We start from the raw sequence: 22,665 nt of genomic DNA, 5'->3' as shown, positions 1-22,665 counted from the left end.
AAAACATCATGACTGAAAAACTTCAATTAACTAAATCAGATCGTAAAAAAGTTTGGTGGCGTTCAACTTTCTTACAAGGTTCTTGGAACTATGAACGTATGCAAAACTTGGGTTGGGCTTACTCATTAATTCCAGCTCTTAAAAAACTTTACACTAAAAAAGAAGATCAAATCGCTGCTCTTGAACGCCATCTTGAGTTCTTCAACACTCACCCATACGTAGCCGCTCCAATCATGGGGGTTACTCTTGCACTTGAAGAAGAACGTGCTAACGGTGTTGAAATTGATGATGCTGCTATCCAGGGGGTTAAAATCGGTATGATGGGACCTCTTGCTGGTATCGGTGACCCAGTATTCTGGTTTACAGTACGCCCAATCCTTGGATCACTCGGTGCTTCACTTGCCCTTACTGGTAATATCTTAGGTCCAATCCTCTTCTTCGTTCTTTGGAACTTGATTCGTATGTCATTCTTGTGGTATACACAAGAGATTGGATACAAGGCTGGATCAGAAATCACTAAAGACATGTCTGGCGGTATCCTCCAAGACATCACTAAAGGTGCTTCTATCCTTGGTATGTTCATTCTTGCTGTCCTTGTTCAACGTTGGGTAAATATTAAATTTGCTTTCGATGTTGCCAAAGTTCAACTAGATGAAAAGGCTTATATCCATTGGGATAAATTGCCAGAAGGATCTAAAGGTATCCAAGAAGCATTCGCACAAGTAGGACAAGGATTGTCTCAAACACCTGAAAAAGTTACTACTTTCCAACAAAACTTGGATATGTTGATCCCTGGACTATCAGGACTACTCCTTACTCTCCTTTGCATGTACTTGCTTAAGAAAAAAGTATCTCCAATCACTATTATCCTTGCACTCTTCGCAGTGGGTATTGTGGCACATGTTCTTCACATCATGTAATCAAGCAACTTAAAAGGAATCAGGTTCTAAAATCTGATTCCTTTTTTCTATACTTTTATTCGGCCAAGGCACCCATTGGATCCCATGGTGCGAGTACAATTGGTTCTGATTCATAGGCAGCTTGTTCTTCTGCTGTCAGCAATTCCTTACGGACAACGATTTGGTAAGTGTATTCGTCCATCCAAGCGTCTGAGGCAACAAAGTAACCATCGGTACCGACCTTGTCTCCCCAAGAATTTTCAACCTTCCACTTGGTTGACTTACCATTTTCATCCAAATCCACACCCGTCAAGACCATAGCGTGTGTCATCAAGCTTTCGCTGTAGTCCAAACGTCCAGCCTTGTCTTGAGTGAGTTGAATGTCCATGCTTGATTCAAAGTCATAAACATCTGTCGCAAGGATTCCCGCTTTACGGTTGCTGAGCTGGCCGACATCAGAACCAAACCAAACAGTCTCACCTGCTTGCATTTGAGCAATTGCCAACTCTTTCAAGCGCTCCATTGGAACGTTGATGTAACGAACCGCACGGCTACCAACCACATTTCCCAACATCTCAACTGTGTAAGATTTGCCGTAAGGCTTGTCAGCAGTGGGAGCATTGATAACAGAAACGTAATCTTCTAGAGGAAGATTGACATATTTCTTATAAAATTCCTGTGGTGTAATGCCCTTTTCGCTTTGGTAGTTGTTATCCTTATCGCGATAAGCAAAGTCAAATTTACGTGGTGGGAGACCTAGTGACATTGCAAGGAAGTTAAAGATTTCTTGCAAGAGGTCTTCTTTCTTAGCCTGAACAGTTGCTTGATCAGCACCAGAAACAAGCAAGTCACGCAAGATTTGAGCATCTTGGCGAAGCAATTTGTTAAGAATTGCATTTAGCTCACGACTGCTACTAGATGAAACAGACTCAGGGTAAACTGACTTAGGCACGACACCGTATTTCTCAAAGAGAGAAACGACCATATCCCATTGACCGCCATCTTGTTGTGGAGTTTGAAGTAGGAAGCTAACCTTACGGCTGGTCAAGTCTTGGTCTGCAGTCGCAATGACTTGCTCCAAGAACCAGTTTGATTTCTCATACTTGTCCCAGAAGAAAGTGTGGGCTTGTGATAACTCAAAGTTCTCCAATTTGTATTGAGAGATAAGCTTATGGCGGAAGGTATTGAGGGCGGCAAACATCCAGCAACGACCAGAAGCCTTCTGGTTGGTTACCTTGTCCTTGGTCAAATCCAATGAGAAAACAGGGGTATTGTCTACATGGCTCTGACGACGTTCTAGAGCTGCAAAAATTCCATTATGGCTGGCAGCATTTTCAATCGCTTGGTATTTGACATTTGCTTCATAATTGGCAAATAATTTATCAGTAAATGATTCTTGAATCGCGTTCATAGATTCCTCCTTTTATTCTACAGTCTATTATAACTCTTTTCACAAAGGAAGCAACTGAAAAACATAAAAGGAGAGGATATTCTCCCTCACCTTTTTCGAATATAAACCAAATTAAGCAATACTAGCAAGAAGATTTTCCAATTCCTCCTTGGTCAAGCGACGCCATTCCCCTCGTTCTAAGTTCTCATCCAATACTAGCGTTCCCATAGTCAAACGTTGCAAGTCTACAACTTCCTTGCCACAGTAGCCCACCATACGCTTGACTTGATGAAACTTCCCTTCTGCAATGGTCACGCGGATTTTACTTTGATTCTTTTCTGGATCTATGGACACAAGCTCCAGTCTAGCAGGCTGACAAGTAAAGTCTTTGAGAGGAATTCCCTTGGCAAATGTCTCCACATCTTCTTGGGTCATCATTCCCTTGACCTGAGCCAGATAAGTCTTATCCACATGACGCTTGGGTGAAAGAAGAGCATGGGCAAGCTTGCCGTCATTGGTCAAGAGCAAAAGACCATGCGTGTCAATATCCAAGCGCCCTACTGGGAAAACTTCCTTGCTCCGAGCCAAGTCATCCAACAAGTCCAGAACGGTTCTGTGCTTGGGATCCTCAGTCGCTGAAATAACACCTTGGGGCTTGTTCATCATGTAGTAGACAAACTCTTCATACTCCAACACTTGCCCATCAAAGCGAATTTCATCTATTTCTTCATCAATCTGCAATTTAGCTGATTTCTCTTTTTTACCATTTACAGTCACCCGCCCAGCCTTGAGCAAGTTTTTGACCTCAGTCCGGCTCCCCACAGCGCAGGCAACTAAAAATTTATCCAATCTCATAGAACTATTATATCATACTCAAAAGGAGGCTGGTACAATGACCAACCTCCTTTTCATACTCTTCAAAAATCTCTTCAAACCGCGTCAACGTCGCCTTCCCGTAGTTATGTTACTGACTTCATCAGTTCTATCTGCAACCTCAAAACAGTGTTTTGAGCTGACTTCGTCAGTTCTATCTACAACCTCAAAACAGTGCTTTGAGCAACCTGCGGCTATTTTCCTAGTTTGCTCTTTGATTTTCATTGAGTATCAGATTTAAGAAATTAACTTCCTCGTCTCCAAAAAATCGCTAAGACAATCATGGAACCTAGTACTGCCGGAATAATGGCGGTTCCTGCTATTATCGGTCCCCAAGTCCCAAAAAGCAAATGCCCTAGAAAGGCACCAATCCAGCCTAGAAACATTTTTCCAAAACATCCCATGCGTTCTCCACGATTGGTCAGAGCACCTGCTAAAAATCCCACTAGGAGACCAACGAACATACTTCCTAACATATTATCTCCTTAATTTGCCCAATCTCCGTTACGGAAAAGAGATACTCGCGTTCCATCCTCACGAATACCATCGATATCCATTTGGTTAGAACCAATCATAAAGTCTACGTGAACATCTGAACGGTTAAGCCCCGCAGCTTCAAGCTCCTCTTCGCTCATCTCCGCTCCACCAACGACGCTAGTCGCATAGGCTGCACCGATAGCCAAGTGGTTTGACGCATTCTCATCGAAAAGGGTGTTAAAGAAGGTAATGCCTGACTGAGAAATTGGGCTTGGATCTGGTACCAAGGCACATTCACCCAAGGCACGCGCACCCGCATTTTCAAAGACAAGGTCTTTCATGACTTGATCGCCTTTTTCTGCAGTGATATCCACAATTTGTCCATCCTTAAAGGTTACTTTAATTCCTTCGATGATATTTCCATTATAGCTAAGCGGTTTTGTAGAAGTGACATAACCATCTGCACGACGGAAGTCAGGCGCTGTGAAGACTTCTTCTGTCGGCATATTTGGCAAGAATCCTTCGCCCTGGGCATTGATAGCACCAGCTGATTCCCAAACGTGGTTCTTTGGCAAACCAAGTGTCAAATCTGTCCCTGGAGCTGTATAGTGAAGGGCTGAAAATTGCTCTTTATTGAGCATATCAGCTTTGCTCTTGAGGATAGCTGCATGCTCTTCCCAAGCCTTAACAGGATCTGCTTCGTAAACACGGCAAGTTTTGAAGATTTGGTCCCAAAGAAGATCAACTGCTTCCTCGTCGCTCGCAGCATTTGGAAAGACTTTCTTAGCCCACTCAAGTCCAGCAGCGGCTGCTACAGTCCAACTAACCTTGTTGGATTGAGTTGCGATACGCATTGGCTTCATAGCAAGTCCCATAGCTTTAGCAGAAGCTGAAAGCTTGTCAGAATCCACTCCGTTCAAGGCACCCGGATCAGAAGAACGAACTCCAAGACGGCTAGCCTTGTTCTCCAAAAGATAGTTCATCTCAGCAATCTTGTATTCTGGCACATTGTCCAAACGCTCCATCGGTGCGTGGAGGAATTTCTCACGGTTAATCACATCATCTGTCCACTGAACGATAACCTCATGCGCACCCAAAGCGTAAGCTTCTTTGACAATTAAGTGAGCCAACTCACGTTGCTCCACATCGATAGAGAGAGCCAAAGTGTGACCAGGTTGCACGTTGATTCCGTTCGCAACCAATAATTTCGCATATTTTTCTAGATTTTCTTTAAAATTTGGTAAAACCATGTAATTTTCTCTTTTCTATTTTTATTTTTCTTTCAAAGCAGAGAATAATCCTGCTAAAGCAATAGCACCTGACAAGAGTGCTGTTGATAGAAGAATTGTCTGATCAGCAAGTTCTAGCTGATAGTCAAAAACTTTTGAGCTGGTTTGTCTTTTACAAAATCCTTCCCTTACTAGTATATCACATATATTGGTATTTTAAAAAACAAGCTTACTGAAGCTTGTTTTAATTAGCTATTACAAAAATTTTGTACATATCTTTCCACTTCTTTTTCTATAGATTGAATCTCACCAATATCCCATCTATTTTTTTTAGAAGTTATCTTTGCCATCATCTGTAATTTTAAACTCTGACGATGGAATATCCCTTCTCTTTCCCATTGCTCTAATTTAGCCTCTGGATAGGAGTTGCCAAACCTGGAGTTCTGAATATCGGTAGTAATACAAAGGTTGCCAAAGGAATGTAAAAACTCCGCAGGTAATTGGCTCTCTCCATCATGTCCATTTGGATTCTGAGGATACCAATGCTCTATGGAGCGACGATAAGCAAATTTGAAATGATCAAAATTAATATCCTTGTACTCTTTCTCTAATTCGGCACGATTTTTCCACAAAACATAATCCACAAAGTTAAAAGCATAAACAGGAATTGCACCATATTTTTTGATACTTTTATCTTCGGTAAACAATCTTTCCTCAGCATATCTCACTGCCATTTTTTCAAGAAAATCCTTAAAGAGACTAGCAAATTCTGTTTGATTTAACTCTTCAATATAGTTAAACAAGAATTGCAAGATTTCATATAACCAACGACTATCACGATTGGCAGTAAAGGTCACAGCAAACATGGATTGGAGAAGAATGATGTTTTGGTTAATTTCCGAATCCGAAAACGTATTATTAGTAAAACGTTCTTCGACTATATAATGCTCTTTAGATTTTCCATTTGGTTGATATTCATAATAAGTCCCCTTCTGTAAAAACCATTCATCCTTATTTCTACTTGAAGAGTCCATATTCGAATTTCTAACGATGTAATTATCGAAAATGTGTTTTATTCTAAGAAGAAATTCACTAAATTCAATAACCCAAGTTTTATCTTTATTTTTTATATCAAATAGTGCTAAGAGTTTCTTATCATCTAGTTGAATCTCATCAGTTTTCTTACCTTCCGCAATTGCCAATACATGGAGTAAGAATGTTGGAAAATCAATGATTGTAGTATAATCGCCAAAATCTTTTTCTACTTCTATATTTTTTTCATTTATCTTTTTTCCTAATATATCTGATAACTTTCTTCTTTCATTTTGATGAAAATCAATATCATTATAAATATTATGAAATGAATAATTTGTAAAATGCCATCCAAAAATACGTTCACGTTCTTGAAAGTCATCTGCTCTCTTCCGTCGCATCTTAAACTGACTTGCTACCGGCTTATCAAACTCTGCACAGGCATCCCAAATTCTTGCAAACTTTTGCGCCATTTCTTGATCTTCACCAAATTTAGACATCATTTGTGCCTTAAGGATTTCATGAGCCTCTAGTTGTTCTCCTCGAGAATTGAAACGTTCGAAATAAAGATTCAAATCTAAATCCTCAGGAAGTATACTCCGAAAAATGATGACCTTTTCAAAAAGATAACCAACGAAAGACTGAGGATTCAATTGGCGCTCTTCTAACACTTTTTTCAATGCGTCTCTAGCATGTCCGTAACCTCTAGTCAGCTCATTTTCATCGCCCTCTAAAATTTTTTTCTTGGAAAATAAATCTTGAATATTCTTATTTGATTTCTTCCGAGCTGGAAAGGTAAGATTGACAGCTTTCAATCTATCAAAACCAAACTCATGCTTCAAAGCTAAGGCAATCAAATTAAGGGCTGTTGTTCGTTGTTGCCCATCTATGATTTTGAAAATGTCATTCTCTTTATTAACGACTAATGTTCCAATATAGTAATTGTCTCTATTTTCTTGAACAGCATCTGCTACGTCGTTCAATAACTGCTCAATTTCATCATAAGTCCAAGCAAAATTTCTCTGATAAAGAGGGATAGCATAGGTATCTTCATTTAACAAACGATTAACTGATAAGCTTATATGTGTTTCTACCATTTATCTTTTTCCTCTTCTATAATCTTGTCCACAGTATAATTTTCAAATAGCTCTCTATCTATTTTGACCATAAAATCATTCGGAGTGACAGCATGAGATAAAAGTTGAAATAGCTTTTGAACCTCTTTTTGTCTAAACCTTCCACCAGCAGCATAGTTCCCAACTGTCGCATCATATATGGCTTTAGATTTAACTCTAGGATAGTAAGACCAAATAAACAAGGTCTCTACTATCTCCTTTGATAGCTCCTCTTTTCCAAATCTATCTGCGAAAAGCGAGCAAATATTTAGGAATATATTGTGACATTTAAGATAGCGTCCTTTTGAGCTATTGTATATGTTCAACATACCTTCTGGGTAAACTAGATTTTTTTCTTCCCCTTCAGGTTCATCAGAAAATCCTAACTCTTCATTTAAAAAATCTTTATGTTCTTTAATGGTTTCATGAGCAGATTCAATATACTCAAAAAATTTACTTCCGTCAATGATTGGCATAGTAATTGACATGGGGAGTTTTTCAATATGACGATACAATTCTAGATATGGAAAGTTCTGATTCAAATCAACACCTTTAAAATCGTCAATAAAATCCTCCGTAAAACGGAGATAAGATCCATAACGCTTATTTGTTAATCCTGTCTCTCCTCTAGACCAACGTCTCATACGAAAAAGATGTTTATCAAATAACTCTTTGAGACTTAAATTTTTATCCTCTACAAATTGCTCCCACTTTTCCACAATTCTTTCATCTTCGGAATCTTGCTTGCGAAGATGATAAGCTTTGAGCAAATCATGAGGTTCTAAAGATTTTCCACGATTATTCTGAGAATCAAATAACTGAAAGGCTTCAGATAATCGTTTCTGCGGCATAGTAATCACGGAGATAGAACAATTTTCCAATAAAAAATTGCAAATATCTTTTGCCTGATTTTCGCCAACCAATTGAGTCAAATTTTCCCACTCATTATAATTTTCACTCGCATGATAGCAAGATAGCTCTCCAAATACAGCACTACTCAGCAGTTGCTTAGCACCCTTATAATTCTCTAAACTATCTAATAAATGAAGAAACAAGGAAATAGAAATTAGCCGTTGCTGTCCATCGACAATATCTAGGTATCCATTATTTTCATGTAAGATAACGGAACCAATCTGATATTCCTTTTTCCCCATAGCATCTCGTAAATCATAAAAAAGATTACGGATATGTTTTCTGTTCCATTTATATGGTCTTTGATAAGAAGGAATCCGCAAATTCCCTTTTTTCAATAGTTCTCCAACCTTTTTAGAAGTAAATTGAATAGTCATTTTATCCTCATCTATATTTATCTATCATTTCTTGAACTGTTTGCTTCATATCCTCTACTAAAATCCGGGGAGATAAAACAGTAACTGCTTCCCCTTGTCCCAGCAACCAGCGTTTAAGACCCGGTGTATGCTGACTTTCAAACTGAAAATGAGTCCAATCGCCATTTTTCCCAACTATTTTTGCATTTGGAAATTGATCCATCACAATAGTCGGATCATACAAGTACTCGATTTCAATACTGATTTTCTTCCCGATAAAAGCATCCACTCTCTCGTTACGAATGTCGCCATCTCTAAATTTATCTCGATAAGAAATAGAGGGTTTCTCTATACCACTAAGAGACCATGACTGGATACGGTCTACTCTTAAAGTAATATAAGTAGCATGTTTCAACTGGTAAACAACCAGATAGAAATAATGACTATCATAGTAAAGAGAGACTGGCAACACAGTCTGCCTCTTAGAAGATTCAGAATAAGGTTTTTGATAGATAATGTCTATAACCTGTTCATGCAAAATAGCTTCTGATAAATTCCAAATTTTCTCTATTATATTTTGTTGATCCGTTAAGGGAGCATAGTTAAGCTTTTCGCTGCCAATGATCTGCTCAATTTCTTTCTGATCAGCACGGGGAACCGAGACCAGTAAATTAGTTAGTAAGCTAGCAATTTCTGGTCTGTTCAGTGCTCGATTTTCCAATAAAATCTTTGAAATAACGAGAATATCCTTTTTATTAAAAACTGCTTTACTTGATAAGCTATACTTATTTGTTTTACGACTATAAAGCAAGTCTCCACCAAAATCAGGATGACTGGATAAAATATCACGGAGTAGCGAAAAATCTCTCTGTATCGTCTTTTCACTAACCGCAAATTCCTGAGCCAGTTGCTTTTTTCCTAGTGAAGTACCTAACTGTAAACGTAAAAAAATTGTTAGTAGTCTCTCTTGATCATTCATCTAAAGTCCTTTTTATTAATCTTCAAGCGATGTTAGACACACTGTCATTCCCCACTTAAAACGCACAATCAAACGAGATTGAACATTTTTCAACTGATCTGGTTCAGAATTACCGGATAAAACAATTTGCGTTTTCCTTCCAAAGAAAGAATTAAAGAGGTTGAAAAATTTTTCTTGAATAAGAATATCCTTTTCTCCCAATACCTGAATATCATCTACGATTAGGAGATCAAACTCCTCACTTCTAACTTTTTGTATTTCTAGCTCATTTTCTAATAAGTCTTCAGCAGAAATATATTTTACTCGCTTTTCTGGATTTTTCTCAAGAACCTTATTACCAATAGCTTGTAGCAGATGTGTTTTTCCTGAACCTGATTCCCCATAAATATAAAGGGGATTATATTTTGATCCTAAGTTCTTTACTACTTCTAAGGCTTCTTTCTTTGCTAAAGCATTGCCATCTTTTTCTAGAAAATTTTCAAGTTGATATTTGTTATCTAATCCTGTATTGTTCATCATTTTAACCTCTAACTTTGCACTTTATATTCAAAACGATTAAAGCAAAATAAACTAGCCCTTAGGTGATTTCAACTGTACCACTATGCCAGATTCGAAGAACTCAACTACGGATTCAGCCATATTTTTTAAGTCTTCGGGTAAGCAGTCTGAATATACAATGAAGAGTTTGTTTCTTTTCTTATTCTCTTTGAATTGCTGCATCCAGTATTCCTGTACCCTTTGATCAGCCTCTCCCAAAAATTGAACTCCCTCCAGAAAAATCAAATCATACTCTGTATGCTCCATTTGCAGTTTTATCCATTGACTATGTTTAGAAAAAATCAAATTATCTCTCACTCGATAATATCCAAGTGATGCTATTGGAGTAGCAGGTTTTATTTTAGTTAACGTATAAAACAAATGCCATCTGTCAGTCTCTGAAATACCGCAAATGTAAATACATTGAGAATCTTCTTTTAAGTCTATTTGTGGGAATCCAGTCCAATCACTCCCATCATCTTTCAAGCCTTTTTCAAAATTGTAAATTTGCTCTTCAATTGACACGTTAGAATTTAAAATTCCTTGATCCACCATATTATACTCTCTTTTCTATTATTTTTAAGAGAATTATAACAAATCAAGTGGACATATTTTGTCCACTTGATCAAAATAAGCAATTTTTTAAAACAACTCATCAAACAAACTGAGCTGGTTATCCTCTGGCATATTGCCGAGAATCCCCATCTCATCCATCTTTTCAACCAATGTTGATGAGAGGCCACCGCGTTTGCGTAGTTCTGTTTTGGAGAGGAATTCTCCCTCTTCACGAGCTCGTACCAACTGCTTGGCAACGTTCTCTCCCAGACCATCCATTGCTACAAATGGCGGGATGAGAGTGTCCCCATCAATGAGGAATTCTGTCGCCTGACTACGGTAGAGGTCGAGTTTTCCAAACTTGAAACCACGCTCCCACATTTCATTGACAATCTCAAGAGTTGTATAGAGGTCAATTTCCACATTAGATGCTTCATTGTTCTTCCGTTTTTCAGCAATTTCTTCCATTCTGCGCTTGATAGCATCTAAGCCCCCTCCCATGGTCTTGATATCAAAAGCCTTAGCTCGGATGGAGAAATAAGCACAGTAGTAATAAATGGGATGGTGAACCTTGAAGTAAGCTACACGCAAGGCCATCATAACGTAGGCTGCCGCATGGGCTTTAGGGAACATGTACTTGATTTTCCCACAGGACTCGATATACCACTCTGGCACCTTATTGGCCTTCATAGCTTCGATATAGCCATTTCGCTCCTCTTCGGAAATCTTCAGCCACAAGCCCTTACGCACCCGTTCCATGATGGTAAAGGCCATCTTAGGTTCGAGACCCGCATGCATGAGGTAAACCATGATATCGTCCCGACAACCGATAACAGTCGATAGGTCCGCAATTCCTTGCTTGATCAAATCCTGGGCATTCCCCAACCAGACATCGGTACCGTGGGACAGACCTGAGAGCTGAAGCAACTCTGCAAAAGTCGTCGGATGCGTCTCATCTACCATCCCACGTACAAAGTTGGTTCCAAATTCTGGAATCCCCAGCATACCTGTCGGAGTTCCGATTTGTTCAGGAGTTACACCTAGTACATCCGTCCCAGAAAAGAGAGCCATCACGCCTTCGTCATCCATAGGGATTTCATTAGGATCAATTCCAGACAAGTCCTGGAGTTTTCGAATCATGGTCGGATCATCATGTCCCAGCACATCGAGTTTGAGGACATTCTCATCAATATCATGGAAGTTAAAGTGAGTCGTCTGCCATTCAGCCGTCACGTCATCCGCTGGATACTGAACAGGCGTAAAGTCGTAAACATCCATGTAGTTCGGAATAACAACGATTCCTCCCGGGTGTTGTCCTGTTGTCCGCTTGACACCAGCAGCACCTTGGGCAAGACGTTCCACCTCTGCATCACGATAAAACTTGCCATAATCTCTCTCATAGCCCTTGACAAATCCATAGGCAGTCTTAGCAGCCACCGTACCAACCGTTCCTGCACGGAAGGCATATTCCTCACCAAAGATATCACGCACATCCAAGTGAGCGCTAGGCTGGTCTTCTCCCGAGAAGTTCAAGTCAATATCGGGAACCTTGTCCCCATCAAAACCAAGGAAGGTCTCGAAAGGAATATCCTGTCCGTTTTTACTGAGTTTGTGACCACAGTTTGGACAATCCTTATTGGGCATATCAAATCCTGAACCATAAGAACCATCGGTGATAAACTCGCTGTATTGACACTGACCACAGACATAGTGAGGAGAGAGAGGATTGACCTCTGTAATCCCAATCATGGTCGCAACGAAACTAGATCCGACAGAACCACGAGAACCCACCAGGTAACCCCGTTCATTGGAACGTTGCACCAGCATCTGCGATGCCAGATAAATCACGGCAAATCCATTCCCCAGAATGGAAGTCAATTCTTTTTCAATCCGCAAATCAACAATATCTGGCAGCGGATTTCCATAAATCTCAAAAGCTTTCTTGTAGGTCAATTCAGCGACCGTTTCTTCAGCCTTGTCAATGAAAGGCGTATACAAGTCACCCTTAACAACCTCAACAGGTTCAAATGTCTCTGCCAAGGCATTGGTGTTTTCAATAACCAGTTTACGAGCCAAATCCTCTCCCAAGAATGCAAATTCATCCAACATTTCATTAGTCGTTCTAAAATGAGCTTTTGGAAGAGGAGCGGGTTGGGCATGTTCACCATGACCGATGGTTCGGTTAATCATAGCCCCTTGGCCCAAACTACGGACGATAATTTCACGGTAAATCTCTTCTTCCGGTTCGATATAGTGAACATTTCCCGTAGCCAGAACAGGCTTACCAAGACGGTCTCCCACTTCTATCAAACTCTTTATAATGGTCTGGAGTTCTTCCATATCCTTGACCTGCTCCTTGGCAATCAAGGGAGCATAGATAGCTGGTGGCATGACCTCGATAAAGTCATAATACTTGGCCACCTCAACCGCCGCATCCACACCTTGGGAAACGACTGCATCAAAAACTTCACCTTCAGAGCAAGCTGAACCTAAAATCAAACCTTCCCGATGGGCATCTAAAACCGTTCTCGGAATCCGTGGCACCCCTTCAAAGTACTTAGTATTGGACAAAGAAACCAGTTTAAAGATATTTTTTAAACCTACCTGATTCTTGACATAAATGGTCGCATGCTTAATCCGAGCTTTTTTATAAGAATCTGGACTAATCAAATCAATGTTAAGTCTAGCTAAATCGGTCACACCATGTTTTTCTGCTACTTCTTTGATAAAAATAAAGAGCAGACGACCAGTAGCTTCCGCATCGTAATTGGCCATGTGGTGATGTTCCAAAGCCACACCAAAACGCTTGGTCAACGGTCCCAAACCATGGCGTTTATACTCAGGATAGAGGTTTCTAGCAAACTCAAGTGTATCAATAACTGGCTGACTAATCTTTGGCAGACCATGACGCTCATAGTTGGCATTCATAAAGCCAACGTCAAAGGTGGCATTGTGGGCGACTAGGACCGTATCCTTGCAAAATTCTTGGAATTCTTGCAGAACTTGTTCCAGTGGTTTGGCATTTTTGACATGATCATCTGTAATTCCAGTCAACTCAGTAGTAAAAGCTGACAAGGGATGACCAGGATTGATAAATTCATCAAATTCAGCAATGACATTCCCCTTGTACATCTTAGAGGCCGCAACCTGAATCAAATCATTATAGATGGCTGAAAGCCCCGTCGTTTCCACGTCAAAGACCACATAGGTTGCTTCTGACAAGTCCATCTCCACTTCGTTATAGACGATAGGGACACGGTCCTCCACGATATTGGCTTCCATACCATAGATCAGCTGGATTCCCGCTTTCTTAGCCGCCTTATAGCCGTGTGGGAAGGATTGAACATTCCCGTGGTCGGTGATAGCAACTGCTTTGTGTCCCCACTTAGCAGCTGTCGCAACGATTTCTTCGACCTCTGGCAAAGCATCCATGGTCGACATGTTAGTATGAGCATGAAACTCAACCCGGCGGTCTCCTTCTGGCATCAAATCCTTCCGCTCATAGTGAACAACTTCCTGCACATCCTGTACGTTCATAGTCAAATCGCGTGTGAAGTTATTCATCTCCACATTCCCACGAACTCGGAGCCAAGAATTCTTCTTGATAAGGTCAAATTTCTGGGCCTCTTCCTCATTCTTAACCCACTTTTGCATAGAAAAACTTGAAGTATAGTCGGTCATTTTAAAGTTGATCAAAACGCGCCCTGTTCTGGTCACTTTTTGCTCCACATCAAAAACAACCCCTTCAAAGACCAAACGATTTTCCTCCGTCGTCACTTCGATCATAGGAGTAATCTCTGCCTTATCTAGCTTGGGTTTAGCTGCAGCTTTTTTAGCTTGAAAATCAAAGGCTGGTTTCTCTTCAGCTGGAGGTGGTGCCATCTGTTCTAGTTGTTCCATAGCACGGAGCGCTTCCTCATTGGCCGCTTGAACAATCTGCTCATTTTCAGCATGAAAGGCCTCTTCCTGCTCTTGGGTCAGCACATCATTTTTCTCTACTTGACAGTTGAAAGTTGGAAAGCCAAACTTTTCAAGTTGTTTCGCTAAATTAGGAAGGTGATTTTTCTTAAAGTGTTCCTTATCAATCGCCTCAGATCCTTCAATAAATAGCTGATGGCCCTCCGCACGAACTCGCAAATTCTGATAAAGGGACTTAAAACCTTGGCTAGCACATGGCCCTTCAGAGAAAGCCTCCCTATAGTAGGACTGTAAGAGCTGATTTGAAAATTCTTGAGATAGAGCCTTGATTTCGAAAATAGCTTTATTGCCTGTCTTAGAAAATTCTTCCCTCAAACCTTTCTTTAATTCTAAAAAAATTTCAATCGGTAAAATATTAGAAAATACGAAATGAAACTCCCATACCTTACTAATTTTATGAACCACAACTCGCTCAATATCGGCCTGTGCTAAAGCAGGAGCCTGTCTCATTTCAGCAGGCATCCCCAGTTGATTCATCAAAATTTCAAAACTATTTGACATTCATTTTCCTCACATTATTCTCCTACTATTTTACCATATTTAGAGGTGTTTTCTAAAGACAAAAGGAAGCCACTAAGTGACTTCCTTCTAGAGTGAGGACAGATTAGTCTTCACCTTTGTTTTTCTTAATGATTTCTTCTTGTACTGACTTAGGTACATCTTCGTAGTGGTCAAATACCATCATGAATGTACCACGTCCTTGAGATGCAGAACGAAGAACTGTTGCGTAACCGAACATTTCAGCAAGTGGAACGTAAGCACGAACGATTTGGCTGTTACCATGTGCTTCCATACCATCTACACGTCCACGACGAGCAGTTACGTGACCCATAACATCACCAAGGTTTTCTTCTGGAACAGTGATTGTTACAAGCATCATTGGCTCAAGGATAGCTGGTTGTGCTGATTTAGCAGCTTCTTTAAGAGCAAGTGAAGCTGCGATCTTGAAGGCAGTTTCAGATGAGTCGACATCGTGGTATGAACCATCGTAAAGCTTAGCTTTAACGTCAACCATTGGGTAACCTGCAAGAACACCGTTAGCCATAGATTCTACCAAACCTTTTTCAACCGCTGGGATAAATTCACGAGGAACCACACCACCGACGATTGCGTTTTCGAATTCGAATCCTTTACCTTCTTCGTTTGGAGTAAATTCAATCCATACATCACCGAATTGACCTTTACCACCAGACTGACGTTTGAAGAATCCACGTGCTTGAGTAGAAGCGCGGAATGTTTCACGGTAAGATACTTGAGGAGCACCTACGTTCGCTTCAACTTTGAACTCACGACGCATACGGTCAACAAGGACGTCAAGGTGAAGCTCACCCATACCTGAGATAACTGTTTCTCCAGTTTCAACGTTTGTTTCAACGCGGAATGTTGGATCTTCTTCAGCCAATTTTTGAAGGGCGATACCCATCTTATCTTGGTCAGCTTTAGATTTTGGCTCAACCATCAATTGGATAACTGGTTCTGGAACGTTGATTGACTCAAGAATGATTTTAGCTTTTTCATCTGTCAATGAGTCACCAGTTGTAGTATCTTTCAAACCAACGGCAGCAGCGATATCACCTGAGTAAACAGTGTCAATTTCTTGACGGCTGTTAGCGTGCATTTGAAGGATACGTCCGATACGCTCACGTTTACCTTTAGAAGTGTTCAATACGTAAGAACCTGATTGAAGCACACCTGAGTAAACACGGAAGAATGTCAAACGACCTACGAATGGGTCTGTCATGATCTTGAAGGCAAGAGCTGCAAATGGCTCTTCATCAGATGCTGGACGAGTTTCTTCTTCATCTGTATCTGGGTTGATACCTTTGATCGCTGGGATGTCAAGTGGGCTTGGAAGGTAGTCAATAACCGCATCAAGCATCAATTGAACACCTTTGTTCTTGAAGGCTGAACCACACAATACTGGGAAGAATTCAACGTTGATAGTCGCTTTACGGATACCAGCTTTCAATTCTTCGTTAGTGATTTCTTCACCTTCGAGGTATTTCATCATCAATTCTTCGTCAGTTTCAGCAACTGCTTCGATCAATTTTTCACGGTATTCTTGAGCTTGGTCAAGGTATTCAGCTGGGATGTCTTCTTCAAGGATATCTGTACCAAGGTCGTTAGTATAGATTTCAGCTTTCATCTTGATCAAGTCGATGATACCACGGAAGTCATCTTCAGAACCGATTGGCAATTGGATTGGGTGTGCATTTGCTTGAAGACGATCGTGAAGTGTGCTTACAGAGTAAAGGAAGTCAGCACCGATTTTGTCCATTTTGTTGGCAAATACGATACGTGGAACTCCATACTCAGTTGCTTGACGCCAAACTGTTTCAGTTTGAGGCTCAACACCTGATTGTGAGTCAAGAACGGTAACAGCACCATCCAATACACGAAGAGAACGTTGTACTTCGATTGTGAAGTCCACGTGTCCTGGTGTGTCGATAATGTTTACGCGGTGGTTGTTCCATTGAGCTGTTGTCGCAGCAGATGTGATAGTGATACCACGTTCTTGCTCTTGCTCCATCCAGTCCATTTGTGACGCACCTTCGTGAGTTTCACCGATTTTGTGGATTTTACCAGTGTAGTAAAGAATACGCTCAGTAGTTGTTGTTTTACCAGCATCGACGTGAGCCATGATACCGATATTACGAGTTTTTTCAAGTGAAAATTCGCGTGCCATGAGGTTTGTTTCTCCTATTTATTTTTGATTTCTATTCTATTATAACATGATTTTAATAAAAACGGATAGGCAGGACCTACCCGTTCTCAATGTTTTCATGCTATTGTTGGTTTCAACTTGTAGATTTACAAGTTGAATTGAACTCGGGCTAAAGTTAATTAGCCGATTTGAGCCGGAACGGGATGCTGTGTGAAAAAGATAAACTTCCTTGTATTCGTCGAATACTGCGTCAGTTTTCTATTTTCACCTTGCATCCTTACCGTTCCTAGCATCATGATTTTACCAACGGAAGTGTGCGAATGCACGGTTAGCTTCAGCCATACGGTGAGTGTCTTCACGTTTCTTAACAGCTGCACCAGTGTTGTTAGCAGCATCCAAGATTTCTTTTGCAAGACGGTCTTGCATTGTGTGTTCACCACGAAGACGAGCGATTGTTACCAACCAACGAAGTCCAAGTGTTGTACGACGTTCTGGACGAACTTCAACTGGGACTTGGTAGTTAGAACCACCAACACGACGTGCACGTACTTCAAGTACAGGCATGATGTTTTCCATAGCTGTTTCAAATACTTCAAGTGCATCGTTTCCAGTAGCTTCTTTGATTTGCTCAAAGGCACCGTAAACGATTGAAGCAGCTGTACCACGTTTACCATCAAGCATAACGCGGTTGATAAGACGAGTAACTAGTTGTGAATTGTAAAGCGGATCTGGCAATACATCACGTTTTGGAGCTCTATTTTTACGACTCATTTCTCTTTATCCCCTTTCCTTATGCTTTTGGACGTTTAGTACCGTATTTAGAACGGCCTTGTTTACGATCGTTAACACCTGCAGTATCAAGTGCACCACGGACGATATGGTAACGTACCCCTGGAAGGTCTTTTACACGTCCACCACGAAGAAGCACCACGCTGTGCTCTTGCAAGTTGTGTCCGATACCTGGGATGTAGGCAGTAACTTCGATAAGGTTGCTCAAACGTACACGAGCGAATTTACGAAGGGCTGAGTTAGGTTTTTTAGGTGTCATTGTTCCAACACGAGTTGCAACACCACGTTTTTGTGGTGAAGAAACATTTGTTTGAACTTTTTTATGACTGTTGTAACCAACGTTCAAAGCTGGTGATTTAGATTTTTCTACTTTTGATTTACGCGGTTTGCGAACCAATTGGTTAATTGTAGGCATCTACATTCTCCTGTGTTTTTTTATTTTTGGTGACGATACACTTGGTGACAGCTATCATCTGTGTGTACTTTTGCAACATTTGTCAGCACGTCCCTGTACACTCTTGAGAGACCAAAAGTAAAAAGTACCGTCTATTATTGTAACAAAATTTTCCCTTGGTTGTCAAGATATTTTTCTTTTTTATTGTTAATTTTAGCTCTTTTTTAGTGCTCCCCAAAAAAAGAAAAAGGAGGAATCCCACCCTCCTAAAGTTAGTATTGTTCCATTCAATCCCATCAATTTTAGCACATAATGTTCAAAAAATATTATATCATCACAACCAACCAGATTCTTTCGCGATATTAGCTGCCTCTGTTCGATTACCAGCATCTAGTTTCGAAAGAATATTGGTGACATAGTTTCGGACGGTTCCGTTGGATAAATAAAGTTGATCTGCAATTTCTTGGTTAGAGAAACCCTGAGCGATTCCCTTTAAAACTGCGATTTCTTGTTCTGTCAACGGATTGGGATGCGTCATCACCACTTCCATCAATTCAGGAGAATACTCCTTGCGCCCTTCGAGGACAGTGTGCAAGGTTTGCATGAGGTCTGCAATGTTTCTTTCTTTTAATACATAAGCATCTACTCCAGCCTTGACCGCACGTTCAAAATACCCAGGACGCTTGAAGGTCGTCACCACAACCACCTTTGTTTCTAGATTTTCTGCTCGTATCCACTCCAAGACTTCAAGACCTGTCTTAACAGGCATTTCTACGTCAAGGATGGCGATATCTACAGACTCCCTTTCTAATAGTTGGATTGCTTCTTGCCCATTCTTGGCTTGAAAGACAGACTCTACATCCGGTTGAAGCGTGAGCAATTGACACATAGCATCTCGTAGCATACTTTGATCTTCTGCAACAAGTAGTTTCATCTTAATTTCTCTCCTTATAAGGTAGTCGAACCTGAACTTCTGTCGGTTCTTTCCAGCTAATTACCTTTACTTCTCCCGAAAATGGAAGAACACGATCTCGAACTGTATGGAGGTCATCCCCCTTTATAGAAGCAAAGCCACAGCCATCATCTCTCACTGTTAGAATGAGTTCTTTCTCTGTCCGTTCTAATTTTAAGTAGACTTTAGACGCTTTAGCATGTTTGATGATATTGGTCACTAATTCAAGCAAAATCATAGAAGCCGTTGACTCCAATTCCTGAGTTAAGCTAGCTGTGTCTAGTTGATTAGCTATTTCCACCTCAATTCCAGCAATTTCTAACATCTTTTTCACAGTCTCTAGTTCGGATGTCAAAGTTCTAGACTTAAGATTTTCCACAATGGTTCGCACTTCATTCATGGAATCCTTACTGATCTGGTGAATGTCTTTTAATTCCTTTTCCACCTGTGGATAAGCCTCCATCTGAAATAACTGCAAGGCTAAATCTGTCTTGACACTCAACATAGCAAAGGTATGTCCCAAGCTATCATGCAAATCCTGACCGATACGACTACGTTCATTTTCAGCAAGCAATAGATTTATCTGGGCATTTTGCTTAGCCTGAGCTTCTTTCAAATCCTCCACAATCCGAATCCGAACCAAGCCAAAAGTCATTAAATCGATAAAAGTGAGAATTCCAAGTAGGTAGACTAGAAACTCAACTTCAACTTCCTGAAAAATCAACAGTTGCCCCACAACAAGGACTTGAGCAAGGAGAAAAGTCCGGACATGTAAAGAATTAAAACTACGTACGCCGAAATGATAACTTAAGAGATTGGATAGGAAAAAGAAAAACCAGATATAATTTACACCAACAAAGGCGGTATTCCCAGCTACATAGGCTAGCATGATAACCCAACAGAGCCAGGATAAGCGCTGACTCTTGGTGGTTAAAACGCCTAAGTAAGCCACCACAAATAGAATATCAATCAACAAATGCCAGCTAGGTAGCTCCCCAGTCACTACAGGAACGATGGGAAAAACCATAAAAATCAAACTGGCCCAATACATATAGTCTATGCTTTTCAGTCTTTCAAGCATTAAGCATTCTCCTTATGACCTTGAAGGTAAATGGTCAAACCAAACAAAACTGTTGAAAAAACAAGTAGATAAACTGTTGCTGATAAATTGATGCCATCCTCGTTTAAGAAGGTCTTGAGCAACTCCATCAACTGATAAGTTGGTAGGCACTTCCCGATTGCTTGCATCCAGTCTGGAAATAAAGAGATGGGCATCCAGAGTCCGCCTAAAACAGCCAAGCCTAGATAGAGAAGATTGCCCACGACAGACATCAGCTGACTAGTTGGTAAGAGAGTCAAGGTCAAGCCAAGTGCTACAAATGCAATACTTCCCAAAATCAGCAAGAGAGCCGCCCCAATCCAATTTCCAAGAGACATATCCACACCTCTGACCAAGTGCCCAACTGAGAAAACAACCAGGATTGAGACCAAATAATCAACCATCATACTTGTTATCTTTGATAGATAATATTCTACCATATTTACAGGGGTATGGCGCAATGTTTTCTGCCAGTTGTTGATTTTATCGGTATGTAAAACAGCTGGGAATGAAAACATAGCTATCGACATCATGGAAAAAGCCGTCATGGAGATGAGGTAGTCGCGCATAAAATTAGCCGGTCCACCTGGTGTGTCCTGGTACATGCCTGAAAAGAATAAATAGAAGACTGTCGGCATCCCTACGGATAATAGATAATAGACTAATTGTCGTTTGGTCAATAGAAATTCTATCTTGTTTAGTGCGATCCATCGTTTCATCTTAGTCATCTCCCTTCTGCGTTTCTTCAAAGATTGTATCCAACAAGCTACGATTATTGACTTCAATTTCTTGAATCCTACATCCTGCTTGCACTAACAGTTGCCAAAAAGCATCCGCTTCACGTGTAACTACTTGCAAAGCATCTTGTTTTTGTACCCAGTTTTCAACCAAGTTAGACTGCTCAACAATTTCCTTGTAAGCTAGAGGAAGGATAAAATGCTTTTCAATCTCCTCACTACGCATAGCAAGAGGCGTCGTATCACGAATCAATTCACCCTTGTGGAGTACCAAGATTCGGTCCGCTGTATGCTCTACTTCTTCGATATAATGGGACGAATAGAGAATGGTAACTCCCTTAGCTTTTAGCTCCTGAACAATTTCCCAAAAGCGTTGACGGGTTGAAGTATCCATGGCAGCAGTTGGTTCATCTAAAAAGACAAGCTTTGGTCGCCCAATCAAGGTCAAGACAAAAGAGAAAAGACGCTTTTGTCCACCTGACAATTTTTCTGCCAATTGCTCTTTTTGTTGCTTGTCAAACTGCAATAGTTGGTCGATTTCCCGGTTGCTCAAGGGATTTGGATAAATACTTTGAAAGAAAGCAATCAACTCTTTGACCTTTAATTTCTGAACGATGACATTTTCTTGAGGGAGATAGGATCTTGTGTAGTCTAACTGAGAACTCGTCACTGGCAAGCCTTGGATGGATACTTGACCGCTTGTGACCAGTTTATCTCCAAGCAAACAGTCCAAGAGTGTGGTCTTCCCAGCACCATTGGGACCAATCAAGGCGACGCATTCACCTTCTGTTACCTCAAAGGAAATATCCTTCAAAATAGCCTTGCCCTTGATGTTTTTATGTAAGCCTTGAACCTTAATCATGTTCATGATATTCTCCTTCCAGCCACTCCTTTCCCATCGGAAAGGCGATAAAAATCATAAATCCTAATCCCCATGCACCACGGATGAATTGGTGAAGGAAGGCTTGATCAAACCAACCTGTAAACATTTCTACCAACCATACCACTAGTGACAGTCCAATAAAAAGATAGAGAATCGCTTTTTTCATTTTTCAAACTCCTTTTTCACATCTGAGACCAATTTCAAACATTCTCGTATTATCCAAGACATGATTCCAAATCCTGCAAATAGCTCCCAAGGAAAATGATAGAAGACTTCATCCAATCCTGAGAACATGAGATAAGTCATGACTCCTGCTGCTACTAAACTCATTGCGACAATTACTTTATGTTTCATTTTTTTCTTCCTCCATTTGATACATCTAGTATAATTCTTTAAAGGTAGAATCACTAGAAGCTTCTGTCATGAGGAGATATGACAAATGTCATAAAAGATTCTGTTCAAAACAAGCAAGATACACTATACAATAAAACACAAGTAGAAAAAATCTAAGGTAGCTTCCTCAAAAGAGATATCAAACCCAATTCACACTATATTGAAAACTAATACTTATTTAAAATCAAAAGAGCAGAAATTTTTAGCGTACAAACAGATATATTATAGGCAGAACAAAAAACTCTTCAATTACTTTCTTAAAAGTATACACGATTAAAATGAATTACTGAAATTCAAAAAAGAGAGAAGCAAACTGTTTCTCTCTTAATGTATATAATATCTAGTTAAATAAAAAAAGATACGTTTACGTATCTCTGTAATGAATCGGGAAGACAGGATTCGAACCTGCGACACCTTGGTC

At 40.3% G+C, this 22,665-nt stretch carries 20 protein-coding genes; 1 reads left to right on the top strand and 19 read right to left on the bottom strand.

Translation table 11 applies throughout. From position 1 onward, the window contains the following. Positions 1–8: 8 nt before the first annotated feature. Positions 9–920, top strand: coding sequence for a PTS system mannose/fructose/sorbose family transporter subunit IID (locus JQ841_RS09090; protein WP_000136864.1), 912 nt, complete (start codon positions 9–11; stop codon positions 918–920). Positions 921–975: 55 nt separating this feature from the next. On the opposite strand, the gene pepC is transcribed toward JQ841_RS09090, so the two are convergent. The 19 genes from pepC to JQ841_RS08995 all read right to left on the bottom strand — a co-directional run bounded on the left by pepC (position 976) and on the right by JQ841_RS08995 (position 22,205). Further along, positions 976–2,310, bottom strand: a complete 1,335-nt coding sequence (gene pepC / locus JQ841_RS09085; RefSeq protein WP_203180724.1) for an aminopeptidase C — start codon at positions 2,308–2,310, stop codon at positions 976–978. 111 nt (positions 2,311–2,421) lie between these two features. Continuing rightward, positions 2,422–3,144 (bottom strand): pseudouridine synthase, encoded by a 723-nt coding sequence (locus JQ841_RS09080; protein WP_203180723.1) that lies wholly within the window; start codon positions 3,142–3,144, stop codon positions 2,422–2,424. 263 nt (positions 3,145–3,407) lie between these two features. After that, positions 3,408–3,638: a GlsB/YeaQ/YmgE family stress response membrane protein gene (locus tag JQ841_RS09075; RefSeq protein WP_203180722.1), complete on the bottom strand. Its 231-nt coding sequence runs from the start codon at positions 3,636–3,638 to the stop codon at positions 3,408–3,410. A gap of 9 nt (positions 3,639–3,647) precedes the next feature. Beyond that, positions 3,648–4,889, bottom strand: coding sequence for an aminopeptidase (locus tag JQ841_RS09070; protein ID WP_203180721.1), 1,242 nt, complete (start codon positions 4,887–4,889; stop codon positions 3,648–3,650). Between the two features lie 227 nt (positions 4,890–5,116). Next, positions 5,117–6,997 carry a DUF262 domain-containing protein gene (locus JQ841_RS09065; RefSeq protein ID WP_203180720.1) on the bottom strand — a complete coding sequence of 627 codons (1,881 nt, stop codon included), beginning with the start codon at positions 6,995–6,997 and terminating at the stop codon, positions 5,117–5,119. Next, a complete protein-coding gene (locus JQ841_RS09060; protein WP_203180719.1) occupies positions 6,991–8,304 on the bottom strand; it encodes a DUF262 domain-containing protein in 1,314 nt (437 codons plus the stop codon). Before JQ841_RS09060 ends, JQ841_RS09065 begins: the two co-directional genes overlap by 7 nt. Before the next feature lie 7 nt (positions 8,305–8,311). Then, on the bottom strand, positions 8,312–9,262 hold the full coding sequence (locus JQ841_RS09055) for a helix-turn-helix transcriptional regulator (protein ID WP_203180718.1): 951 nt from the start codon (positions 9,260–9,262) through the stop codon (positions 8,312–8,314). Between the two features lie 15 nt (positions 9,263–9,277). Beyond that, on the bottom strand, positions 9,278–9,781 hold the full coding sequence (locus JQ841_RS09050) for a DnaA/Hda family protein (protein WP_203180717.1): 504 nt from the start codon (positions 9,779–9,781) through the stop codon (positions 9,278–9,280). A gap of 51 nt (positions 9,782–9,832) precedes the next feature. Continuing rightward, positions 9,833–10,354 carry a DnaA ATPase domain-containing protein gene (locus JQ841_RS09045; protein WP_061864482.1) on the bottom strand — a complete coding sequence of 174 codons (522 nt, stop codon included), beginning with the start codon at positions 10,352–10,354 and terminating at the stop codon, positions 9,833–9,835. An 87-nt stretch (positions 10,355–10,441) separates the two neighbouring features. Continuing rightward, entirely contained in the window at positions 10,442–14,833 is a 4,392-nt protein-coding gene (locus tag JQ841_RS09040; protein WP_203180716.1) for a PolC-type DNA polymerase III, read from the bottom strand. Positions 14,834–14,936: 103 nt separating this feature from the next. Then, on the bottom strand, positions 14,937–17,018 hold the full coding sequence (gene fusA, locus JQ841_RS09035; RefSeq protein WP_000090348.1) for an elongation factor G: 2,082 nt from the start codon (positions 17,016–17,018) through the stop codon (positions 14,937–14,939). A 279-nt stretch (positions 17,019–17,297) separates the two neighbouring features. Then, entirely contained in the window at positions 17,298–17,768 is a 471-nt protein-coding gene (rpsG, locus tag JQ841_RS09030) for a 30S ribosomal protein S7 (protein ID WP_000087873.1), read from the bottom strand. Positions 17,769–17,787: 19 nt separating this feature from the next. Beyond that, positions 17,788–18,201, bottom strand: a complete 414-nt coding sequence (gene rpsL, locus JQ841_RS09025; RefSeq protein ID WP_001142332.1) for a 30S ribosomal protein S12 — start codon at positions 18,199–18,201, stop codon at positions 17,788–17,790. 313 nt (positions 18,202–18,514) lie between these two features. Continuing rightward, entirely contained in the window at positions 18,515–19,114 is a 600-nt protein-coding gene (locus tag JQ841_RS09020; protein WP_049502240.1) for a response regulator transcription factor, read from the bottom strand. A 1-nt stretch (position 19,115) separates the two neighbouring features. Then, on the bottom strand, positions 19,116–20,213 hold the full coding sequence (locus JQ841_RS09015; protein ID WP_070482395.1) for a sensor histidine kinase: 1,098 nt from the start codon (positions 20,211–20,213) through the stop codon (positions 19,116–19,118). Continuing rightward, entirely contained in the window at positions 20,213–20,950 is a 738-nt protein-coding gene (locus JQ841_RS09010) for an ABC transporter permease (protein ID WP_203180715.1), read from the bottom strand. The genes JQ841_RS09015 and JQ841_RS09010 overlap by 1 nt, the downstream gene beginning before the upstream one ends. Position 20,951: 1 nt before the next feature. After that, positions 20,952–21,836, bottom strand: a complete 885-nt coding sequence (locus JQ841_RS09005) for an ABC transporter ATP-binding protein (RefSeq protein ID WP_203180714.1) — start codon at positions 21,834–21,836, stop codon at positions 20,952–20,954. Further along, positions 21,823–22,017 carry a hypothetical protein gene (locus tag JQ841_RS09000; protein ID WP_120718996.1) on the bottom strand — a complete coding sequence of 65 codons (195 nt, stop codon included), beginning with the start codon at positions 22,015–22,017 and terminating at the stop codon, positions 21,823–21,825. Before JQ841_RS09000 ends, JQ841_RS09005 begins: the two co-directional genes overlap by 14 nt. After that, a complete protein-coding gene (locus JQ841_RS08995; RefSeq protein ID WP_203180713.1) occupies positions 22,014–22,205 on the bottom strand; it encodes a hypothetical protein in 192 nt (63 codons plus the stop codon). The genes JQ841_RS09000 and JQ841_RS08995 overlap by 4 nt, the downstream gene beginning before the upstream one ends. Between the last annotated feature and the right edge of the window lie 460 nt (positions 22,206–22,665).

The sequence above is a fragment of the Streptococcus mitis genome (assembly GCF_905187535.1).
In the GTDB taxonomy this organism is placed as follows: domain Bacteria; phylum Bacillota; class Bacilli; order Lactobacillales; family Streptococcaceae; genus Streptococcus; species Streptococcus mitis_BS.
This window is presented reverse-complemented; position numbering and strand designations above follow the sequence as displayed.

Bases quoted from the DNA above. Each gene is read 5' to 3' on its own strand.
- JQ841_RS09045 (WP_061864482.1), bottom strand. From the start codon at position 10,354: ATGGTGGATCAAGGAATTTTAAATTCTAACGTGTCAATTGAAGAGCAA.
- JQ841_RS09015 (WP_070482395.1), bottom strand. From the start codon at position 20,213: ATGCTTGAAAGACTGAAAAGCATAGACTATATGTATTGGGCCAGTTTG.
- rpsL (WP_001142332.1), bottom strand. From the start codon at position 18,201: ATGCCTACAATTAACCAATTGGTTCGCAAACCGCGTAAATCAAAAGTA.
- JQ841_RS09020 (WP_049502240.1), bottom strand. From the start codon at position 19,114: ATGAAACTACTTGTTGCAGAAGATCAAAGTATGCTACGAGATGCTATG.
- JQ841_RS09080 (WP_203180723.1), bottom strand. From the start codon at position 3,144: ATGAGATTGGATAAATTTTTAGTTGCCTGCGCTGTGGGGAGCCGGACT.
- rpsG (WP_000087873.1), bottom strand. From the start codon at position 17,768: ATGAGTCGTAAAAATAGAGCTCCAAAACGTGATGTATTGCCAGATCCG.
- JQ841_RS09060 (WP_203180719.1), bottom strand. From the start codon at position 8,304: ATGACTATTCAATTTACTTCTAAAAAGGTTGGAGAACTATTGAAAAAA.
- JQ841_RS09000 (WP_120718996.1), bottom strand. From the start codon at position 22,017: ATGAAAAAAGCGATTCTCTATCTTTTTATTGGACTGTCACTAGTGGTA.
- JQ841_RS09075 (WP_203180722.1), bottom strand. From the start codon at position 3,638: ATGTTAGGAAGTATGTTCGTTGGTCTCCTAGTGGGATTTTTAGCAGGT.
- JQ841_RS09005 (WP_203180714.1), bottom strand. From the start codon at position 21,836: ATGAACATGATTAAGGTTCAAGGCTTACATAAAAACATCAAGGGCAAG.
- JQ841_RS09040 (WP_203180716.1), bottom strand. From the start codon at position 14,833: ATGTCAAATAGTTTTGAAATTTTGATGAATCAACTGGGGATGCCTGCT.
- JQ841_RS09010 (WP_203180715.1), bottom strand. From the start codon at position 20,950: ATGAAACGATGGATCGCACTAAACAAGATAGAATTTCTATTGACCAAA.
- JQ841_RS09070 (WP_203180721.1), bottom strand. From the start codon at position 4,889: ATGGTTTTACCAAATTTTAAAGAAAATCTAGAAAAATATGCGAAATTA.
- pepC (WP_203180724.1), bottom strand. From the start codon at position 2,310: ATGAACGCGATTCAAGAATCATTTACTGATAAATTATTTGCCAATTAT.
- JQ841_RS09055 (WP_203180718.1), bottom strand. From the start codon at position 9,262: ATGAATGATCAAGAGAGACTACTAACAATTTTTTTACGTTTACAGTTA.
- JQ841_RS09065 (WP_203180720.1), bottom strand. From the start codon at position 6,997: ATGGTAGAAACACATATAAGCTTATCAGTTAATCGTTTGTTAAATGAA.
- fusA (WP_000090348.1), bottom strand. From the start codon at position 17,018: ATGGCACGCGAATTTTCACTTGAAAAAACTCGTAATATCGGTATCATG.
- JQ841_RS09090 (WP_000136864.1), top strand. From the start codon at position 9: ATGACTGAAAAACTTCAATTAACTAAATCAGATCGTAAAAAAGTTTGG.
- JQ841_RS08995 (WP_203180713.1), bottom strand. From the start codon at position 22,205: ATGAAACATAAAGTAATTGTCGCAATGAGTTTAGTAGCAGCAGGAGTC.
- JQ841_RS09050 (WP_203180717.1), bottom strand. From the start codon at position 9,781: ATGATGAACAATACAGGATTAGATAACAAATATCAACTTGAAAATTTT.